The organism is Desulfoconvexum algidum (assembly GCF_055382125.1).
Genome location: NZ_AP042394.1, coordinates 5,538,806 through 5,556,851, shown reverse-complemented (window position 1 = coordinate 5,556,851; position 18,046 = coordinate 5,538,806). Strand labels below are relative to the sequence as shown.

The window sequence follows — 18,046 nt, the reverse complement described above, 5'->3', positions numbered from 1 at the left end:
GGTATCCTGATGCATCTATTTAAAAATTCAAACCTTATGAACAGCTTTATCCGGGATCCGTCTGCCGTCATTGGCGCTGTGCTCATGATTCTGTTCCTTTTTTGTGCCGTGTTTGCCCCCATGCTGGCCCCCATGGATCCCTATGATTTAAAAAACATAGATCTTAGCAACTTTTTATTTTCCCCGGCATGGATGGACGCAGGAAATTTACACTTCCCCCTGGGCACCGATGACCAGGGCCGGGGTATTTTATCCAACATTCTCTATGGGCTAAGAACCTCTCTTCTGGTGGGGTTTTCCGCAGTGGCCGTTTCCAGCACCATCGGGATTGTCATGGGAATGCTTGCCGGCTACTATGGCGGAATTCTGGATGCCCTGGTCATGCGCGTCGCCGATACGGTATTTTCCTTTTCCACCACCCTTCTGGCCATATTGCTGCTGGGGGTGTTTGAAAGCCGGAATATCTGGACTGTGGTCTTTGCCATCTGCATTGCCGGGTGGGTGAAATATGCCCGCACCATCCGGGGCAGTGTTCTGGAAGTCAAGGAAAACGCCTATATCACGGCTGCAAAAGCATCCGGTGCAAAGGATTTCAGGATTTTGTTCAAACATATTCTGCCCAATGCCATGCCCCCCATCATGGTTCTCATGGCAGTGGACTTGGCTGTTGTCATCATGCTGGAAGCCACCTTGAGTTTTTTGGGCGTTGGCGTGCCCATTACCGAGCCCTCCCTGGGCATGATGATTGCCATCGGCAAAAATTATATCTATGCCGGTATGTGGTGGATGGTGGCTTTTCCAGGCCTAACACTGATTCTGCTGGTGGTGGCCATCAATTTGTTTTCCGACTGGTTTCGGGATGAAATGAATCCCAGGCTGGCCCGACGGAACTAAGTTTATAGTATAGGAATTTGCATTTAACTGTTAGCTATTAAAGCTTTAGCTAATATCTAACAGCTCGCGTGATAGCACGCTAAATTTTATAACAGGATGTGATAGAATATGTTTAGCCATACAGATAAATTTTTAAAAGATTTTCAAACCATCGTCAATATTGATTCAAGCTCGGACCACCTGCCGGGCATCGAACAGGTGGCCCGTTTCTTCCAGAAACGGTTTTCAGACATTGGCTTTACGGCCAAGATTCTTTTCCAGGGAGATGCCAAAGTCCCCTGTCTTCAAGCGGTTTTTGGGCCCGGCAATGGTGATAATCCGAAATATGACCTCATGTTTCTGGGCCATATGGATACGGTGTTTCCCTTTGGCGAGGTCGAAAAACGCCAGTTTTCCATCCAGGGCGACAAGGCCCTGGGACCAGGGGTCTGTGACATGAAGGGGGGCCTTTTGGTTGTGCTCCATGTTTTGGAAACCCTTAAAAAAGAGGGGGCTCTGGACAAGATGTCCATCTGTGTCGCCTTTAACGGGGATGAGGAAACCGGTTCCAAAACTTCAAAAGAGTGGATCCAGTCTGTTGCAGAAAAAAGCCGCCGTGTCTTTGTTTTTGAGCCCTGCCGTCCGGGTTATAAAATGGTATCCCAGAGAAAAGGCGGGGGCTGGTTCCAAGTAAGTGTCACGGGCAAAGAAGCCCATGCAGGTGCGGACCCGGAAAAGGGCATCAATGCGGTGGTGGAATTGGCGCACCAGATCATTGCCATTGACGCGCTCAATGATTCTGCTACGGGAACATCTGCCCAGGTCACTGTTGTGACTGGGGGAGACAAGGTTAACATTATTCCCAATAAGGCCGTGGCATCCGTTGATGTCCGCATTGAAAAGCTGGAAGAAAAACAGCGGGTGGAAACGTTTTTTAACACCCTTTGTGAACGAAGGGTATTGCCGGGGTCCAAAATTTGTGTTCAAGGCAAAATTGACCGGCCTCCCCTGGAAATTACACCCCAAAGCCGGGCTCTCTTGGATATCATTTTTCTGGAAGGCAAAAAAATGGGGATCGATGTTAGTTCCATCGCCACGGGGGGATGTTCAGATGGAAATTTTACGGCAGCCCTTGGAACCCCCACTATTGATGGAATGGGGCTTGTGGGGGCCAATTCCCACCGCCAGGACGAGTATGTGGAATTGGCCAGCATTCCCATCATGGTAAATCTTATATCAAATGTGTGCAAAGCTCTGATCTAAATAGGGGTTTGCGTTTCGGGGAGGCGCGCTTTGATGATATTAATTTGTAACGGGACGGTTTTTGGGCCAAAGGATCTTGGGCGAGCCGATGTGTTGATCGGGGGCAGCCATATCCTGGCCATTGAAAAAAAAATTGATCCCAATATGTTGCCAGGAGATGTAAGGGTGGTTGATGCCTTGGGCATGGCTGTGGTACCCGGTTTTATTGACGGGCATCAGCATTTTACCGGTGGCGGTGGGGAAGGCGGATTTCAGACAAGAACGCCCGAGATGCAGCTTTCCATGAACATTGCCAACGGGGTCACCACGGCGGTGGGCCTGTTGGGAACAGATTGCCTGACACGGAGTGTGGAAAATCTTTATGCCAAAACCCAGGCATTTAACGTAGAAGGGATCACAGCCTTCATGCTCACGGGGTCCTATTGGCTGCCATCTCCCACCATTTGCGGTTCTGTGGGAAGGGACATGGCATATCTCTCCCCTGTTATCGGGGTCAAACTTGCCATGGCTGATCACAGGGGGCCGCATTTTGATGAAAAAGACCTGGCAACCCTTGCCTCGGAGGTGAGGACGGCCGCGTTGATTGCCGCCAAGCCCGGAATCATAACCGTTCATATCGGAATGGATTCAGATGGGATGGACAAGATATTCGAGGTGGTGGAAAAATATGGCATTCGGGCGGATATGTTTATTCCCACCCATGTTAACCGGAAAAATCCCCGCCTCCGGGATCAGGCGCTGGGATTGGCAGCAAAAGGGGCTGTTATTGATGCCACCTGCACCAACATTTTGCCCGAGAAAAATGGCCAGAGTACTTCGGCTGCTGACTTTGCTTGTCTTGCCGATGAAAATGAGTTGTTTGATCAGATCAGCTTCAGCTCCGATGCCGGCGGGTCACTTCCCAAATGGAATGCGGACAGAAGTGAGCTTTTGGGCATGGGTATCGGAACCCCTCAATCCCTGCTCTTTGAGTTGAAACAGCTTGTACAGGTCAGGGGAATGGCCCTTGCCAAGGCCCTAAGACCTATGACAATTACCCCGGCCAGGAGCTACGGCCTGACGGGCAAAAAAGGAGAAATCTGTGTTGGTGCCCATGCCGATATTCTGGTGCTGGATGCGGATACCCTTGAGATCCGGGATGTCATGGCAAAGGGGCAGATCATGATGAGAAAAAAAATATTAGAGAAAAAAGGATATTATGAATAATGGTTGTTTATTTTAATGATCGCTTCATGGAAAAAGAAGCGGTGCATATTTCCCCGGATGACCGGGGATTTTTATTTGCCGACAGTCTCTACGAAGTCATCAGAAGCTATAAGGGATCTTTTTTCCGGGCCAAAGAACATCTGAACCGTCTTGGCTATGGCGCCACCCATTTGAAGCTGGGAAGAACTGATTTTTCAGCGTTGGAAGAAATTGCCAGGGAACTTGTTGAAAGAAACAACCTTGAAACGGAAGATGCCGTTGTTTATTTCCAGGTAACCAGAGGGGTTGCCAAACGGTCCCATGCCTTTCCCCTTCCCGCCCCTTGTCCCACCATCTATGCCAGTGTTTCAAAATTTGACCCGGGTCCGGCAGACAAGGACCGGGAGAACGGAATTCATGTTATCACCATTGCCGACACCAGAGGGGCAAGGTGCGACATGAAAACCACCGCCCTGACCCCCAATATTCTTGCCAACCAGGCAGCCGTTGAAACCGGGGCCAAGGAAGCCATTTTCGTCAGGGACGGGGTGATGCTTGAAGGCAGCCATTCCAATTTCATGGCTGTGTTTGACAATGTGCTTGTCACGGCCCCCTTGTCCAATTATATTCTGGGGGGTATCACCCGGCAATTTGTCATGGAATTATGTGCAAAAGAAAACATCAGGCAGGAAGAACGGCCCATCTTTGAACAAGATATCCACCTTGCCACGGAGATGATGATTGTGGGCACCACCACAGAGGTTACCCCAATTGTCAGGATGAACAACACCGTTTTCAGAGGGGGTAAACCGGGACCTGTCGCTAGGGCACTTCAGCGAGCTTTCCGCCATGAGGTCCTGGGTTAGGAAAGCCCATGCTAAGGCGAGGGCAGTTTAGACAGCAATTCTAAATTTGGCATTTTTTCATCCGTTCATTCAAAGAAATTTCTCACTGTTACTTCAGATTAATCTGGATTGATTTCTGGAACTGACAGGGGGCAGCCTGTTCGGTTGCCCCCTGTCAGTTCCAATGCGTTATAAATTAATTATTTTTACAAAGCCTGGCGTGCGGCAAAATCCATCATAACCCTGTCCCTTGCTTTGTCAATACCCAGGGCTTTACGTTTTTTGTCGATATGGGCGATCATGAGATGGGCATGCTTGATGGGATCTGGTTCCGTACCCCACATACCGCCATAAAGTTCTTCAAACTCTTTACAGATATAATCACTGAACACGGGAGCACCTGTTATGGGCAGATTGCTGAAAACCGTATATACACCGGATGCGACAAAATAATGGCCGATACTGATTGCCTTTTCACTCATCCATTCCGGCGCACTTCCCGCTACAGGAAGATCACTAATATCATTTCCAAGCCCGCCTGCTTTAACCACTTCTGTTGCCGCCAGAAGAATCCGGCTGTTGTCAACACAGGAACCCAGATGAAGAATGGGCGGAATCCCGACGGTTTCGCAAACCTCGGACAGCCCGGCTCCAGCATAAACGGCTGCAGCCTCAGGTACTAGCAGGCCTTCTGTAGCACATGCGATTGCAGTACATCCGGTTGTAAGAACAAGCACATCATTTTTGATCAGCTCTTTACATATGGCAATATGATCACGGTTATGTTTTGTTCTTGCATTGTTACAACCAACAACACCTGCGAGACCCCGGATGCGTCCATTTATGATGTTATCATTTAAAGTATAGTAATCGCCTCGGAAAGATCCTCCAAGATGATATTGAATTGATTCAACACCAAAGCCTGCCACGACAGGTTGTTTGTATTGTGGAATCATCACTTCCGCAGCACGATTTTGAAAGTTGTCGATGGCTATTTTAAGAATCCGCTCGGCATCTTCCACTGCATGGTGTTCGTCAAACTCAATATGCATAACATTCTCGCCTTCATGCTGGGCGATTTTGTGGGTGGTAATAACTTTTGTATGGAAGCATCTTGCCACATTTCCAATGCTCTGCATGATGCACTGGATATCCACTACCATGGCATCACAGGCACCGGTTATAATAGCAAGCTCCTGTTGTAAGAAATTCCCGCAAAGAGGTACGCCATGGCGCTGGAGAATTTCATTGGCTGTACAGCAGATACCTGAAAGCTGGATACCGGCAGCACCCTTTGATTTGGCATAGTCAATTATATCTTCTCTCTGGGACACAGCCACGAGAATCTCTGCCATGACGGGTTCATGTCCGTGGATAATCACATTTACATGATCTTCTTTCATGACGCCCAGGTTGGCTTCTGATTGGAGGGGATAAGGTGTTCCAAAAAGAATGTCCTGGAGATCTGTTGCCAGCATGGAACCGCCCCATCCATCTGCTATGGCGGCTCTTGTGCCCTGTTTCATGAGATTTTTGTAATGCATGTCAACGCCCATGTGGGTACGGTGCATGATTTCAACAATTTCCCTGTCAATGTTTCTTGGAAGCACACCCATTTTTTTCCAGAGTTCATAACGCGCCTTGGGTGCTTTTTTGAGGGAGAGGAGTTCTCCTTCTGGTTTACCCCATTCGGCTATTGCAATTTCTGCTGTCTCAAGGGTGATTTCATCAATGTCTCTGTCAAGCTCTTCTCCGTCCACTTCAACGGTGGTGGCAACACCCAGATATTTGGCAACTTCAAGAAGTTTGTCGAAGTCTTTAACCTGATAGGCGTCGGTTTCTTTTTTCGCCACAGCCAGAAATACCTCGGCAACACCTCTTCCATGATCGGAATGGGCGGCTGCGCCACCGGCTATCATTCGGATAAAGTTTCTTGCTGCGATAGTATTTGCTGTCGCACCGCAAAGACCTTGTCTGGTGTCTTCTCCTTCAATCCCTGCCTTGGGAAGCGGCAGACGGCAAGGACCCATGGAACAGTTTTTACAACATGTGCCCTGTACACCTATGGCACATTGTTTCATCGTAAGGGCTCTGTCAAAAATTGTTTCAACTCCAAGAACATGTGAACGTGCGATCATTTCCTGGGATGCTACATCAATGGAAGATGCAATGGGATCAGCCAGTTTTACCGTTTTTTTCTTTTCTTCTGCCATTGGAGTGTTCTCCTTTTCCTTAATTTTATTTTTAGGGATGGATCCTTTGAATACTCAACTCTTTATTGATAGAGAAACTTCCAGAGGGTTTTATTCCATATTGTTTTTCAGCAGCAGGGAACCATGTGTTTGACCCAACGTCTGAACCGCTTGAACTGTGACTGAACCGTCCATATATTGTGCTGTTCTTTACGGGTTAAATCATGGTATAATTACAATTTATTCTTATAAAATTTTAGAGTTGTAACTATATGTTTATTCAGACGTGTATAACCGTTTTCAGTGCAATTTTTCAATTGTTTCTTATTTGTCTGGCGGCCGGTATTCTGGTCAGAAGAAAAGTTGTATCAACCCATCAGGTGCAGGCCTTATCCTCCGTGACGGTGAATGTTTTTCTTCCCTGCCTGGTCATGGCAAAAACGCTGATTCAATTTCATCCCGACTCTTTTTCAACCTGGTGGATACTCCCCCCTGCAGGTATATTAATTATGGGTATCGGTCTTTTTTTCAGCGGTTTTCTTTTCAAAATGAGAAGGGAAAAAAGACCATTGATGTCCCTTGCAAGTATGCAGAATGCCATCTTCATTGTTTTACCGATTGGTCAGGTTCTTTTTGTGGATGAATTTGATCAGTTTGCCCTGTATTGTTTTTTGCTGATACTGGGAACGATCCCCTTGATGTGGAGTTTGGGAAAGGTCATGATTTCAGGGGAAAAAGAAAACCGGATACAGTTTAAAGATTTTATTACGCCGCCGTTTATAGCCATGCTGGCTGCCATTCTCCTGATCTTCACAAATCTTTCGTCATTTGTTCCTGGTTCCGTGATTGCGGCCATGGATCTTCTAGGCCAGGCCACTGTTCCTGTGGCCGTTTTTATTTTAGGGGCCACCATTGGGTCGCTGTCCTTTAAAAATTTTCCTTCGATAAAGGATATCATCATTGTAACTGTCGTAAAATATGGTTTGGTTCCTGTAACAGTGTCTGCCATCCTTTATTATGGAAATTTCTATGTTTCCATGCCGCTGTTGTGCAGTATGCTGGTGATTCAGGCGGCAGCACCTCCGGCCACCAATTTGATTCTAATTGTAAAGCACTATGGTGGTGACACCGAGTCCATCAGCAGCATGATGGTGATACAGTATCTAATCTGCCTTGTTGCCATGCCTTTATGGATTGCTGCCTGGCAGATGGTTACAGGATAATCTCCTAACTTCAAAATAATAATGGATTCCTTTTCCTCCAAATAACATAACCGATGAGTTTCAGCGAGTCTGCGTTAATGGATTTGGCCGGTCACGATTTACCCATCTGGCAGCGGGCAGGGGCCATTATTGGGCTGCCCCATCCAAACTTCAGGGATTATTTGACCCAGGCGGCGCAAGCCCAGGGAATTTGGAGACAGAGCAATAAAAAATAATGTCAGTTGTTTCCTCTGCTGCAGCGCATAAAGGTCCAATAGTCCTGCTATTGGACCTTTACATCTTGTCTTGTCGATACCGAACCATCGTAAGAAGCGTATTTAATATTTTTTCGGATACCGTGTTTTGAACATTTTCAAGATGAATATCAGGAATACCGCCAAAAATTTTGTACGCATGGTTCAATACCCTGTCATCCCAGATGTGGTTTAGATCATTTTTCGAAAGGCTTTCTGACATCAGACTGTTTGTCAAAGTGCCAAGCCATTTAACCACGATGTTGTTGCCCACTTTTGCAACCGCCGCGCTTGTGTCCATGAACCGGCCCTGTTCTTTTTCTGGCAGCAGGGTTCTGTTATGTAAAAGCCAGGCCAGGGAGACCATATCATGGGCAACAATAGATTCTGATGCGATCACCAACCCCACGGGTGGGGTATGAACATATCCCTTATCAGGTCCGAAATTAGCCAGGAGTTTATCCCCTGTGGAAATGACCAGCCGCTGTTTGTCTAAAAGCGTTTTTGTCCTGTTCCCTTCGGCGGTTCTTTCTTGAAGGGATTTCCCATGATAATGATATTCAAGCCTGGTATCTGTTCTCCAATAGCCGACAACCGCTTTGAGCCCCAGAGAGCTACCTGTTAAAACATGCCGGGAACACCGTGGCATTAACACAATATGATCCACTTCGTTTAATATAGCCGGCATCATGAGACCCGTGTTCCAGAATTCATTTGTATCGGTATGATCCTGGTAAAAGGAATCCCATCCGCCCTCTTCAAAAGGGGCAAGCTCGCCGCCAGCCGCTTCAATTGCCTGCACCATCCCTGATTTTTTCATCAGATCCCGTGTGCTGCCAGTGGTCTTGTCCTTAAAAAATTGGAGGTGCTGGATTCCCGACATATCCCCCACAATAACCCTTCCTGCCCCTTTCTTTTTGAGAAGTTTTATCATTGCCGAAACGGCAAGCGGACTGCTTGTGGCCGGATAGGAAAAACCCGAATTGTTAACAGTTTTAATAAAAACTGTCTGCCCATTTTTCAACCAGCTAAAATCGGTTGCTGCTTGTGCCGCTTCGATCACGGCCGTTTCCATGCCATGGCCTTGAGGTGACAGAACAAAAACGTTGGTTTTTTGGGGCTGGACAATAATGTCACCCCTGGCAGCAGATTCTGACAATATCTTTGACGGTGAAACTTTTTGATTAAAAAGATCGTCTTTAAACAGATTAAAACCACCCAAGACAGCAAGCCCACCTGCCGCCAACCCTGACAGCTTAAGAAACCCTCTTCGCTTTATCTTTTTTTCTTTCATTGTACCCTGCTCCATATTTTTCTAACGCGGTGCGGATCATTTGATTAACCAAGATTTATGTCTCAAGAAACTTTGAACATCTGCGGCTTGTCGCCGGGTAATGTCTATCTTTAATTTCAAGAATATCCCGACTGGATACATATTTCAGCTTTTGGAATCTATTTCATACTTCTATTAACAAAAAGCGTCTTCCTATCTATTAAACAATTTCCAGGTCTTAAACCCGAGTATGAGCCAGGCAAGTAGTTAAGAAGCGTAATTGTAATCCTGGCTTCCCAAATGCTGTGGCATGACAAAATGTGGTTATACCATAATATTTGTAATGCAAATTTTATAAAATTAAATTATGAATATTGGAGCAACCTTTTCCCACACCCTAAAAAAGAACGTTTCAAAATCACCGGTTTACCACGTATGCATTTTGATTGTTGAAATTCAGTATTATATCCCTGGTTTTTCAATATTTATTCAAGAGCCTGGCATTAATGGGTTCTTGTCATGATCTGGTCAGTTTAATTGAAAGTCTCTGCGTATTTTTTTTCAATCACCTGAATTTCATCATCAGTCAACTTTTCGAATTCACTTTTTCTTGAACGTTTTGATAGCTTTCCACTGTTTTGAAAAAGAAATCGTATAAGCAAATCAACAAGCTTATTGGGCATATCGATATAGTTTTTGATGAATTCATTTAGAATATCATATTTTTTAAGGTATACAACTTCTTCAGGAAGCGTTTTATTTACTGTTTCTTCAACGCATTCAAAGAAAAATTCGGCCAGCCTGGTTGCATCAAAATAACGATATAAATCAATAGTCTCGTTTAGAATCTCAACATTGTTTTTTTCTGTTGGTCGCCATTCAATGAAATCAAGCCTTGGCTTTGAGAAATGATCCAATACTTTCCTGTACTCCTCTATCCGAGCCAAAATAACAGCAGATACCGGGAATATTAATCCTTTTGGAACAAAATCTTTTTCAGATAGGACATGGTGGAACAAATAACGGTGAATCCTGCCGTTTCCATCTTCAAACGGGTGAATAAAAACAAAGCCAAAAGCAAGGATAGTCGCTAATAAAACAGCATCAAAATTATCCTTGCAAAGAAGCTCATATGTATCGATAAGGCCTGATAACAAGGTATTTAAATCATCTGCGCAAGCAGAAATATGATCGGGCATGGGCATGCCTGTGGTGCGATCATGTTCCCCGACAAAACCGTCTTCCTTTCGTAATCCAGGTGTTATAAATCGAGTATCCTCGATGACAATCTGTTGCAAATATTCCAGCTCTGAAACGCTTATTTTGCGTTTTCCTGCTTCACCTATAGTCCTACCCCATCGTTCTATCCGGTTGTGCGGAGGGTTTTCCCCTTCGATTGTGTATGAAGCTTTTGAATCTTTGAGCAAAAGAAAAGCAGCAGCTCGGCTTAAAAGATCGGGGTGAGTCTGGCCGATATTTTTGATAGCTGTTTCTGACAGCTTCTTGCCAATAAACTTTTCAAGTTTCTTTGTTTTTCGGATCAATGGGCTAAAGTTCCGCGTTCCCGGCAAGTTATTGCGAACCCGATGTCGCTTGGATGGATACGACTTCCCTTCATATTGTAGCTTGCTATCGATGAGTGGAACAAAATTACCCCTCGTTGCATCTTCAATATCCAGTTGCTCACCACGCAACCACTCCCATAAAAACCACAACCGTCGGCTATACCGCCCTGTAGGCTGTGAAATAATAATTTCCTGGATTTCTTCGGGTTCAATGCTTTGAAATAAAGCATTGAGAACAGCCAGATCAACACCCTCATATTTAAGTGCAAAGATCAAATGTCCATTAAGTGTGTCCTTTGGCTTATGACGCGGCGTAAAAAGATGCCATCGCCCATAATCATATTTTTTGTGTTTCATACCTATGGCACATAGATGATCAGGAGTCGGAACTTTTAAATCATGTGCTGAAATCAATGCTGAATATCCAGCTAAAATGCTTCCCTTTTCCAATGTCGGAAAATCGCGAAAAAAAGTTATTTGTTGTGAATTTCGATTATAATGAGCCATTTTTTGAATTCTCTTTTTGTTTATTGAATTATAATGGCATGAAAAATGATTAATGTCTATGAATCTTGATTATTGACAGGTGTTTTTGTGAAAAACGGTTTAAAATAACGTACTTCTTTAAAAAAAGGGAGAAATTTACTTTACCAGGTCTGCCTCAGTTAATCTGTTGATCGAGACTGCATCACTCAAACTGAAAAAATGCCAATTGAGCGAAGGTTGAACTGCCCGCTGGCAAGGCTTCAACGGTAATATATTATCGGGCAATTGTCCAGCCCGCGCCCGGCGTCCTGATTAACAACCTAAATCTGCGGCACTGCCCGCAGCATTTGACTTGTGTGTGCCGGGCACGGCACATGTTCTTAAGGGTGAGCCTATGATTTCGGTATACAGAAGCCAAGGCAAGTCCCAAACCCAGCCTGGTGGAGGTGGGTCGAAGACGCGAAGCCACGGTATAGCGGTATGGCAACTAAGGCGTGTCCGTAAACCCGGCACTCACGTACCGAAAGACATGTGTTTACCCCGGGAGATCTCCCATGTGCCAAAAGGCTGAGGGCAGGGCAACCTGCTCTGACCGCATGGGAGAAGTCAGCAGAGGGCATATTAGCCGGTGGAAATGAGCCGTGAAACCCACGGAGGACTCACCCTGGTGAAGGCCCGAAGGTGATAGTTGCTATGCCGAATAAATATTTCCTTGATCGGGGGTTGTTCCTTCCCGGGAATTAACCTGCCTGATCAGCCGAACCGCCTTGGTTCGTGATCCGTATGCCGGGTGGTGTGGGAGGGCTCCTCAGTGATGGGGAGTCCTATCCCGATTTGGAATCCAATTTGAAATGGTCATCCTCACACTTTTGGGAAGGATCAGAGGATATTCCACCCGTTAACTCAAAGGCCTTAAATTTTCAGCGTCCTTGAAAATACACCTTAAGCCTTTTGGTCTGCGCATCGCTCCAGTGCACAGCGTCACCACTATCACAACAACAATGACCGCACTGATCACATTGGTAATACGTGGCGGGATGATTCGTTTCAGCCGTCCTGCAATAAAGAAAAACAGATATTTAATGCACCGTGCAAGCAAAAGCAGCACCAGTGCCAGCACAATGGCAATCAGTGCCATGCTGATGATCCGTCCATCTTCTTGTTCAGGTAACTCCATGACAAGGTGTAAGTCGTTTTGCTATTTATCAGACAAAAATAACGATACGGAGAGTATCACCATCACAGCAGTTGTCGAAATGTAATGAAACACACGACGCGGACGGCTGGCCAGCGCTGGCAGTTGCATATAGTGCCAGAGTGCTACACAAGCGACCCCCAAGCTGTATCCAAAGATCATTGCAAACCCCGAAAGCAGGCCTTGCAGAACAAACGGTCTTGGAATCATCGACGGTGTAAGGGAAAGGCTGAAAAATAAACTTGCTGCGATTACACCGATATAAGATGGTGCTTGCAAAAATGTGGCAATAAAAGGTCGCATATGTTGAAACTGGGCTCTTTGAACTATTATTTTATCGAATTCTTGCTTCAATTTTTTATTTATAAGTATTTGACCGAGTCCGGATATCATTCAAAAAAAAGGATATCTGGCAATCCCCGTCACTATTTGTTTTTTTAACCGGATATCAGCCATATCCGGCAGGTTCTCAACGGACCCATTGTCTCTAAGCTCTTTTCCCCTGGCCCTGGATCCACATCCAGTCATCGGTTTTGGTTCTGAACCTGAATTCTGCTGAATAGTCTCGTGATGCATCGCTGAGGCAGAATTTGATCCTGGCCTCGGCCTGGTTTAAATCATCCGGGTGGACCCGTTTTTTCCAGTTCTCGTAAGTGTGGGCAAATTCATTGGGGGCATAGTCTGCTATTTTAAAAAAATTCTCGTCGAAAAAAACATCCTGGGTTTGGAGGTCCCAGTCCCAGATACCGCTGTCCGTGCCAGTGATTCGGGTAAAGCCTTAACAGTATTCCCCGGCCTGTAAAGAAATTTTATGCCGGGAAACGGCTGTGCTCAGCAAAGTGCCTTAAAAAGTTTTTCCACATGGTTGGGTGTTGTGTATAAATGGGGGGCAATCCGGATGGACTGTCCCCGGATACTGACAAAGATTTTTTCCTGTGCAAGCCGGGCCGGCAGGTCCTTTGAAATGCCATGGGGGGTGGTGATGCCAATTAAATGGGGGGATCGAAAGGATTCATCCGGTACTTTAAACCCCACTTCTCTGGCCTGATCTGCGATGTGGGTTGTAATGGCTTTAAGGGACATTTCAATTTCGACGACCTGCCATTCAAGAATCTGGGTGAGTGCGGCCTGGGCAACCGGGGCGAGAAAAAAATTACTGGCGCCGCCAACATCAAATCTTCGAGCGCCGGGCTGGTATTCATCTTGATAATCCACAAGTCGGGAAAAGTCTTCTGAGCCGGCTCTATTCAGCCAGTTTTCTTCCAATGGGATGCCGGAGTGCCATTTGGGATCAACATAGCAAAATCCAAGTCCGTAGGCACCTAAAAGCCATTTGTGGGAATCCGATATGAGAAAATCCGGCTGAACTTCTTTAACCGAAAACTGCATGGCGCCCAGGGATTGTGTCGCATCAATCACCAGGGCCGACCCCACTTTTTGGCATTGGGATTTGATGCGTGCCAGATCCAGCAGGGTTCCATCTGTCCAGTGACTATTGGGAACCGCAACAATGGCGGTCTCACTGTTGATCATATCGATCACAGCAGATGTCCAGTTGCCGTCCTCGGGCCTTGAAACCGTCAGAATCTTCCCGTTTTTTTCATCTGTCAACCGCTTCCAGCTGTAGATATTGGAAGGAAATTGATCTTCAATGACGACAATATTCTGGCCGGAAGAAAAGGGCAGGTTCTTTGCTGCCAGGGCAATGCCATATGAAACAGCCGGGATGATTGCCACATTCTCCGGTGAGCCGCCCACTAATTTTGAAAAAAGATCTCTCAAGGGTTCAATGGATGAGAAAAAATGGGCTGGTGTAATGTTCCATGGCTGGCTTTTTGTCTGGACCGCTTTTTCGCCTGCCACCCTGGCCGTTTTCAGCAAAGGGGATGTATAGGCACAATTAAGGTAGGTGACATCCTTTGGAATATCAAATAAATGGGCTTGATTGGGTATCATGACATACTCCCTTTACGGTTAAGGTTTAATCTATCCCCTATCCTGATTAGCCCAGGTGCAGTGGGATCTTGTATTCGGGTATTCCTTGACCATGGTGTCAGTTTTTATCATTTCCGTTATTTCTCTGCTTTTATATACCAGCGGCCTTGAGCTGGTATCCAAAAAAGATATTGACCAGAGCAATGTTGAAAGATCCGCCCCCCACCGCTGGATTCTGGACAAAAAAGGGAACCAGACCCTGATTCTCCAGCTCCATGGGTTTATCTTTTTTGGTACGGCCAACCAGTTGAGAACCCGGATTGTTAAAAAAGCAACGGCCCAGACAGTATCCCCCCTGAAATATATTGTCCTGGACTTTCACAAGGTCAACGAATTTGACTCTTCCGCATTAAACAGCTTTGAAAGATTGGAGGGGTTGGTTCTAAGATGGCCCGCTATACGGAAATTTTTATTGTATCACCTTTATGTGCCTGTGATTATAGCATTCAGTTTCCGTTCCTGAATTGACCGACACAAAGTGGGCGACATTAAAACCAACCCCGACAAAATTGAACAATCGTCAAACAGTCAGACCGCTCTTAATTAGACTGTTGCCGCTATTAATCATACGCTTGGCGACCCTTGAAGCCCATTGTTAGATTCAAGATTAAATTAAGGCAGGCATAAATCAGCGAGCCATTTGTGGGCAGTTCTTATTTCAACACCATTTGGGAAAGTCTTTTCTTTTCTCAATTCTTTTGTAACCTGCATCATTTTGATCTGTGGGAAAAATTTTTTAAAAATTTCAAAATTCGGACTCAATGTGTCATCTTTCCATTTCACTTCCACCATTAGTGAAGGACTGTCATTTGCTGTAACGCAAAAATCTATTTCTTTTCCATCTTTGTTTCTTAGATAGTAAATTTTTTTTTCTTCCCCAAAACAATCTTCCCGAAAATGAATTTCTTTTTGGATAGCACAGGCAATCGTATTTTCTAATTTTATGCCTGGATCCCCTATAACCTGGCCTGTATCATAAAAATAGAACTTAGGTGCTTTTTGAATTGCTCTGGCAATATTTTTATGAAAAGGAGGTACTTTAAAAATTACATACATATTTTCAAGTATCGTAAGCCATCTTTTAACCGTTTTATCTGAACATTGAAGATCTCGTGCTATAGAACTATAAGAGACAGGACTTCCGACCCTTTTTTTTAATAATTGGATAAGTGTTTCAATTTGAATGATTTGTTGGACATTCTCAAGATCAATAAGGTCTTGCTTTAAAATAATATCAAGGTGTGATTTTTTCCAACGATTATAGAATCGATTCGTTCCGTTAAGAAATGGTTCGGGAAATCCGCCAACTTCTAATAGTTTATCCAGTTCTACTTCAAGATTCTCAGGATTTTTAAAGGTTTTAATTTCTTTTAAATCCAATGGATGCAGTCTGAATTGGAAAAATCTTCCTGCTAAGGAATCACCAACTTTTCTATAGGTATCCAGTTTAGCGCTTCCCGTGACAAGGAGTGAAGGTGGAATGCCTTCAGTGTCATAAACTCCTTTTAACCATGACTTCCAGTTTTTTAACTTATGAAGTTCATCAAAAATAACAAGATCTTTTGATCGATCCCAAGACTTTTCCTGCAAACTCAACCTGTCTTCAATATTGTCAAAGTTGAAATAATCATAATTACTTTTCAACATTTTAGACAGCGTCGTTTTTCCGGTCTGTCGTGGGCCGGTTAGAAGAATTATTTTTGTTGCTAAGTCTTCTTGAATATATTTTGTTATGTAGCGTTTCATAACGTCTATTCTGGCACATATTCCGAAATAGTCAAGTGTTTTTCGGAATGAGGTTCGATTAAGTCAGAACTATATTTGGAAAATATTGGCTTAATTAGCTCTCCAGTTTTTTGGGTGTGGTTTGCCAATATTAGATCATGCTACAATATCAGTGTATTGAGTGTTTTTAAAATTGATTGTCAATACCAAATGAACCTGATATTTAATTGTGCTTCTTGCTGAAAATTAAATAAGGAGCACAAAATGTATCGGGCGTTAATCCGGCTGATGACTTTTCAGTTCACAATAATTCAGATCCTATTCAAATCAAAAAATGACCTTGTTTTGGAAACTATTGAACTGCGGCAGCAGTTGGCTACTTACCAGACAAAGAACGAAGACCTTAAGGCCGTATTCCTTTTTTCCAGTTCTCGTAAGTGTGGGTAAATTCATTGGGGGCATCGTTTGCTATTTTAAAATAATTTTCATCGAAAAAAACATCCTGGGTTTGGAGGTCCCAGTCCCATTTTTTTGTATTGGGATTTGAGGCGTGCCAGATCCAGCAGGGTTCCATCTGTCCAGTGACTATTGGGAACCGCAACGATGGCGGTCTCACTGTTGATCATATCGATCACAGCAGATGTCCAGTTGCTATCCTCGGGCCTTGAAACCGTTAGAATGCTCCCGTTTTTTCCATATTTATAAGGGGGGCATTTTTTCGGATCAGGATGGCACCGCCTAGCAGCAGGCCTGCTGCGATATATAATGCAAGATTAAAGCTTTGGTAAGCATCAAAGACAAAGCCTGCTAAAATGGGGGACAATGCGGCGGGGATATTGCTCGTAAACAGCCACCCATAAACCTGTCCCACATTTTTTGCTCCCCAGCACCGTGTTACGGAAGAAACAAATATCACGAGCACGCCACCGTAGTTAAACCCGGTTATAAAGGCCACGGCCCAGAAACCTGAAATGGAGGTTAACAAAAAGGGGGCCATCAAGAGAATGGCGGCCTGGCAGATCAGGTTTGCAAAAATAGCCGATGATGACGGGATTCGATCGAAGAGGGCGCCCCATAAGATCCGGCCGGCTGCATTGGCAACGGCAAAAAGCGAAACCGCTGTTATTCCGATTTGCGCTGTGTTTTCAAGGCCCTGGTAAAGTTCTTTTAAATTTGCATTCACAGCAAACCCTGCTGCCAGGCCGATGAGCATGGTCAGATAGAGAATACGAAAATTAACATGGCCTAATACGGTTTTTGGATTTAATGCCGTTGGTGTTTCGGTTGGCGTTTTTTCAGCCGGAACCTTCATGGTTGACCCGGCCATGAAGACAAGGATCATGAATGCCACTCCAAAGGTGAAAAATGTTTCAAAAGGCGTAAACCCGGCGGTGTTTATCAACTTTCCTCCGATCTGACTCACCATGGCAGCTCCTCCGCCAAACCCTGCCACTGCAATCCCTGTCACCATGCCCTTGTTTTCAGGAAACCAGCGAACACAGACGGCGATGGGCACAATATAGGCCATGCCGGCGCCAATGCCGCTCAACCCCCCGATCCCAAGAATGGTATATATAAAACTGTGGTGCCCGAAACTTGCAAGGATCCACCCCCCGCCAAACAGGATGCCGCCGATCATGGCGCTTCTTCTGGTACCAATTTTAGGAAGAAAATTTCCGGCAATCATCATGGTGAAGGGAAATACAAAATAAAAAATGGTGAAGGGCAGTTGAACAGGACCTTGTGCGAGATCGGTCAGTTCTTTTAAGGGGTGGACATAAACACTCCAGGAATAGGTTGCGCCCAGACACATCTGCATAACAAGAGCCGATAAAAGGATAAGGTATTTCATGGCAGCCTCCCTGTGAATGTTATTTGTTTAACCCTGGAGCTCATACTATTCCTCCTTCTGGTTGTCAAAATTTTTTTAATTCTGGAGCCAAAATTATACACGCTTAAAAAGCGAACAATCGTTCTTCTTTTGCCTTGACTT

General features: G+C 45.0%; 14 protein-coding genes and 1 pseudogene. 6 read left to right on the top strand and 9 right to left on the bottom strand.

What is annotated here, in order from left to right; translation table 11 throughout:
* Positions 1 to 9 precede the first annotated feature (9 nt).
* The 4 genes from ACZ45G_RS25110 (at position 10) to ACZ45G_RS25095 (ending at position 4,187) form a co-directional block, all read left to right on the top strand.
* Positions 10 to 894, top strand: coding sequence for an ABC transporter permease (locus ACZ45G_RS25110; protein WP_464173302.1), 885 nt, complete (start codon positions 10 to 12; stop codon positions 892 to 894).
* A gap of 108 nt (positions 895 to 1,002) precedes the next feature.
* Positions 1,003 to 2,136 (top strand): M20 family metallopeptidase, encoded by a 1,134-nt coding sequence (locus tag ACZ45G_RS25105; protein WP_464173301.1) that lies wholly within the window; start codon positions 1,003 to 1,005, stop codon positions 2,134 to 2,136.
* 33 nt (positions 2,137 to 2,169) lie between these two features.
* Positions 2,170 to 3,342 carry a beta-aspartyl-peptidase gene (gene iadA, locus ACZ45G_RS25100; protein ID WP_464173300.1) on the top strand — a complete coding sequence of 391 codons (1,173 nt, stop codon included), beginning with the start codon at positions 2,170 to 2,172 and terminating at the stop codon, positions 3,340 to 3,342.
* The gene (locus ACZ45G_RS25095) at positions 3,342 to 4,187 is read left to right on the top strand and encodes an aminotransferase class IV (RefSeq protein ID WP_464173298.1); all 846 of its coding nucleotides are present in this window, start codon (positions 3,342 to 3,344) and stop codon (positions 4,185 to 4,187) included. The genes iadA and ACZ45G_RS25095 overlap by 1 nt, the downstream gene beginning before the upstream one ends.
* Before the next feature lie 185 nt (positions 4,188 to 4,372).
* Here ACZ45G_RS25095 and cooS read toward each other — a convergent pair whose 3' ends face one another.
* Complete coding sequence (gene cooS, locus ACZ45G_RS25090; RefSeq protein WP_464173297.1) at positions 4,373 to 6,379, bottom strand: anaerobic carbon-monoxide dehydrogenase catalytic subunit; 2,007 nt, start codon at positions 6,377 to 6,379, stop codon at positions 4,373 to 4,375.
* Positions 6,380 to 6,630: 251 nt separating this feature from the next.
* Here cooS and ACZ45G_RS25085 point away from each other — a divergent pair, with 251 nt between their 5' ends.
* A complete protein-coding gene (locus tag ACZ45G_RS25085) occupies positions 6,631 to 7,581 on the top strand; it encodes an AEC family transporter (protein ID WP_464173295.1) in 951 nt (316 codons plus the stop codon).
* 273 nt (positions 7,582 to 7,854) lie between these two features.
* On the opposite strand, the gene ACZ45G_RS25080 is transcribed toward ACZ45G_RS25085, so the two are convergent.
* The 5 genes and pseudogenes from ACZ45G_RS25080 to ACZ45G_RS25060 form a co-directional block, all read right to left on the bottom strand.
* The gene (locus tag ACZ45G_RS25080) at positions 7,855 to 9,108 is read right to left on the bottom strand and encodes a DUF362 domain-containing protein (protein ID WP_464173294.1); all 1,254 of its coding nucleotides are present in this window, start codon (positions 9,106 to 9,108) and stop codon (positions 7,855 to 7,857) included.
* Between the two features lie 512 nt (positions 9,109 to 9,620).
* On the bottom strand, positions 9,621 to 11,159 hold the full coding sequence (locus ACZ45G_RS25075; protein WP_464173293.1) for a Fic family protein: 1,539 nt from the start codon (positions 11,157 to 11,159) through the stop codon (positions 9,621 to 9,623).
* Between the two features lie 877 nt (positions 11,160 to 12,036).
* Positions 12,037 to 12,543: pseudogene (locus ACZ45G_RS25070) on the bottom strand (alpha/beta-hydrolase N-terminal domain-containing protein).
* 277 nt (positions 12,544 to 12,820) lie between these two features.
* Complete coding sequence (locus tag ACZ45G_RS25065) at positions 12,821 to 13,078, bottom strand: PAS domain-containing protein (protein ID WP_464180013.1); 258 nt, start codon at positions 13,076 to 13,078, stop codon at positions 12,821 to 12,823.
* Positions 13,079 to 13,164: 86 nt separating this feature from the next.
* Positions 13,165 to 14,289 carry an aminotransferase class V-fold PLP-dependent enzyme gene (locus ACZ45G_RS25060; protein WP_464173291.1) on the bottom strand — a complete coding sequence of 375 codons (1,125 nt, stop codon included), beginning with the start codon at positions 14,287 to 14,289 and terminating at the stop codon, positions 13,165 to 13,167.
* Between the two features lie 91 nt (positions 14,290 to 14,380).
* Here ACZ45G_RS25060 and ACZ45G_RS25055 point away from each other — a divergent pair, with 91 nt between their 5' ends.
* A complete protein-coding gene (locus tag ACZ45G_RS25055) occupies positions 14,381 to 14,791 on the top strand; it encodes a sodium-independent anion transporter (protein ID WP_464173290.1) in 411 nt (136 codons plus the stop codon).
* Positions 14,792 to 14,940: 149 nt separating this feature from the next.
* Here ACZ45G_RS25055 and ACZ45G_RS25050 read toward each other — a convergent pair whose 3' ends face one another.
* The 3 genes from ACZ45G_RS25050 to ACZ45G_RS25040 all read right to left on the bottom strand — a co-directional run bounded on the left by ACZ45G_RS25050 (position 14,941) and on the right by ACZ45G_RS25040 (position 17,905).
* Positions 14,941 to 16,074 (bottom strand): ATP-binding protein, encoded by a 1,134-nt coding sequence (locus ACZ45G_RS25050; protein ID WP_464173289.1) that lies wholly within the window; start codon positions 16,072 to 16,074, stop codon positions 14,941 to 14,943.
* Between the two features lie 464 nt (positions 16,075 to 16,538).
* The gene (locus ACZ45G_RS25045; RefSeq protein WP_464173288.1) at positions 16,539 to 16,688 is read right to left on the bottom strand and encodes a hypothetical protein; all 150 of its coding nucleotides are present in this window, start codon (positions 16,686 to 16,688) and stop codon (positions 16,539 to 16,541) included.
* Between the two features lie 38 nt (positions 16,689 to 16,726).
* A complete protein-coding gene (locus ACZ45G_RS25040) occupies positions 16,727 to 17,905 on the bottom strand; it encodes an MFS transporter (protein WP_464173286.1) in 1,179 nt (392 codons plus the stop codon).
* Between the last annotated feature and the right edge of the window lie 141 nt (positions 17,906 to 18,046).

What these genes read in the sequence shown, in the direction of transcription:
- ACZ45G_RS25055 (WP_464173290.1), top strand. Translation starts at nt 14,381, where the DNA reads ATGGTGTCAGTTTTTATCATTTCCGTTATTTCTCTGCTTTTATATACC.
- ACZ45G_RS25040 (WP_464173286.1), bottom strand. Translation starts at nt 17,905, where the DNA reads ATGAAATACCTTATCCTTTTATCGGCTCTTGTTATGCAGATGTGTCTG.
- ACZ45G_RS25080 (WP_464173294.1), bottom strand. Translation starts at nt 9,108, where the DNA reads ATGAAAGAAAAAAAGATAAAGCGAAGAGGGTTTCTTAAGCTGTCAGGG.
- ACZ45G_RS25075 (WP_464173293.1), bottom strand. Translation starts at nt 11,159, where the DNA reads ATGGCTCATTATAATCGAAATTCACAACAAATAACTTTTTTTCGCGAT.
- ACZ45G_RS25095 (WP_464173298.1), top strand. Translation starts at nt 3,342, where the DNA reads ATGGTTGTTTATTTTAATGATCGCTTCATGGAAAAAGAAGCGGTGCAT.
- ACZ45G_RS25085 (WP_464173295.1), top strand. Translation starts at nt 6,631, where the DNA reads ATGTTTATTCAGACGTGTATAACCGTTTTCAGTGCAATTTTTCAATTG.
- ACZ45G_RS25060 (WP_464173291.1), bottom strand. Translation starts at nt 14,289, where the DNA reads ATGATACCCAATCAAGCCCATTTATTTGATATTCCAAAGGATGTCACC.
- ACZ45G_RS25105 (WP_464173301.1), top strand. Translation starts at nt 1,003, where the DNA reads ATGTTTAGCCATACAGATAAATTTTTAAAAGATTTTCAAACCATCGTC.
- cooS (WP_464173297.1), bottom strand. Translation starts at nt 6,379, where the DNA reads ATGGCAGAAGAAAAGAAAAAAACGGTAAAACTGGCTGATCCCATTGCA.
- ACZ45G_RS25110 (WP_464173302.1), top strand. Translation starts at nt 10, where the DNA reads ATGCATCTATTTAAAAATTCAAACCTTATGAACAGCTTTATCCGGGAT.
- ACZ45G_RS25050 (WP_464173289.1), bottom strand. Translation starts at nt 16,074, where the DNA reads ATGAAACGCTACATAACAAAATATATTCAAGAAGACTTAGCAACAAAA.
- iadA (WP_464173300.1), top strand. Translation starts at nt 2,170, where the DNA reads ATGATATTAATTTGTAACGGGACGGTTTTTGGGCCAAAGGATCTTGGG.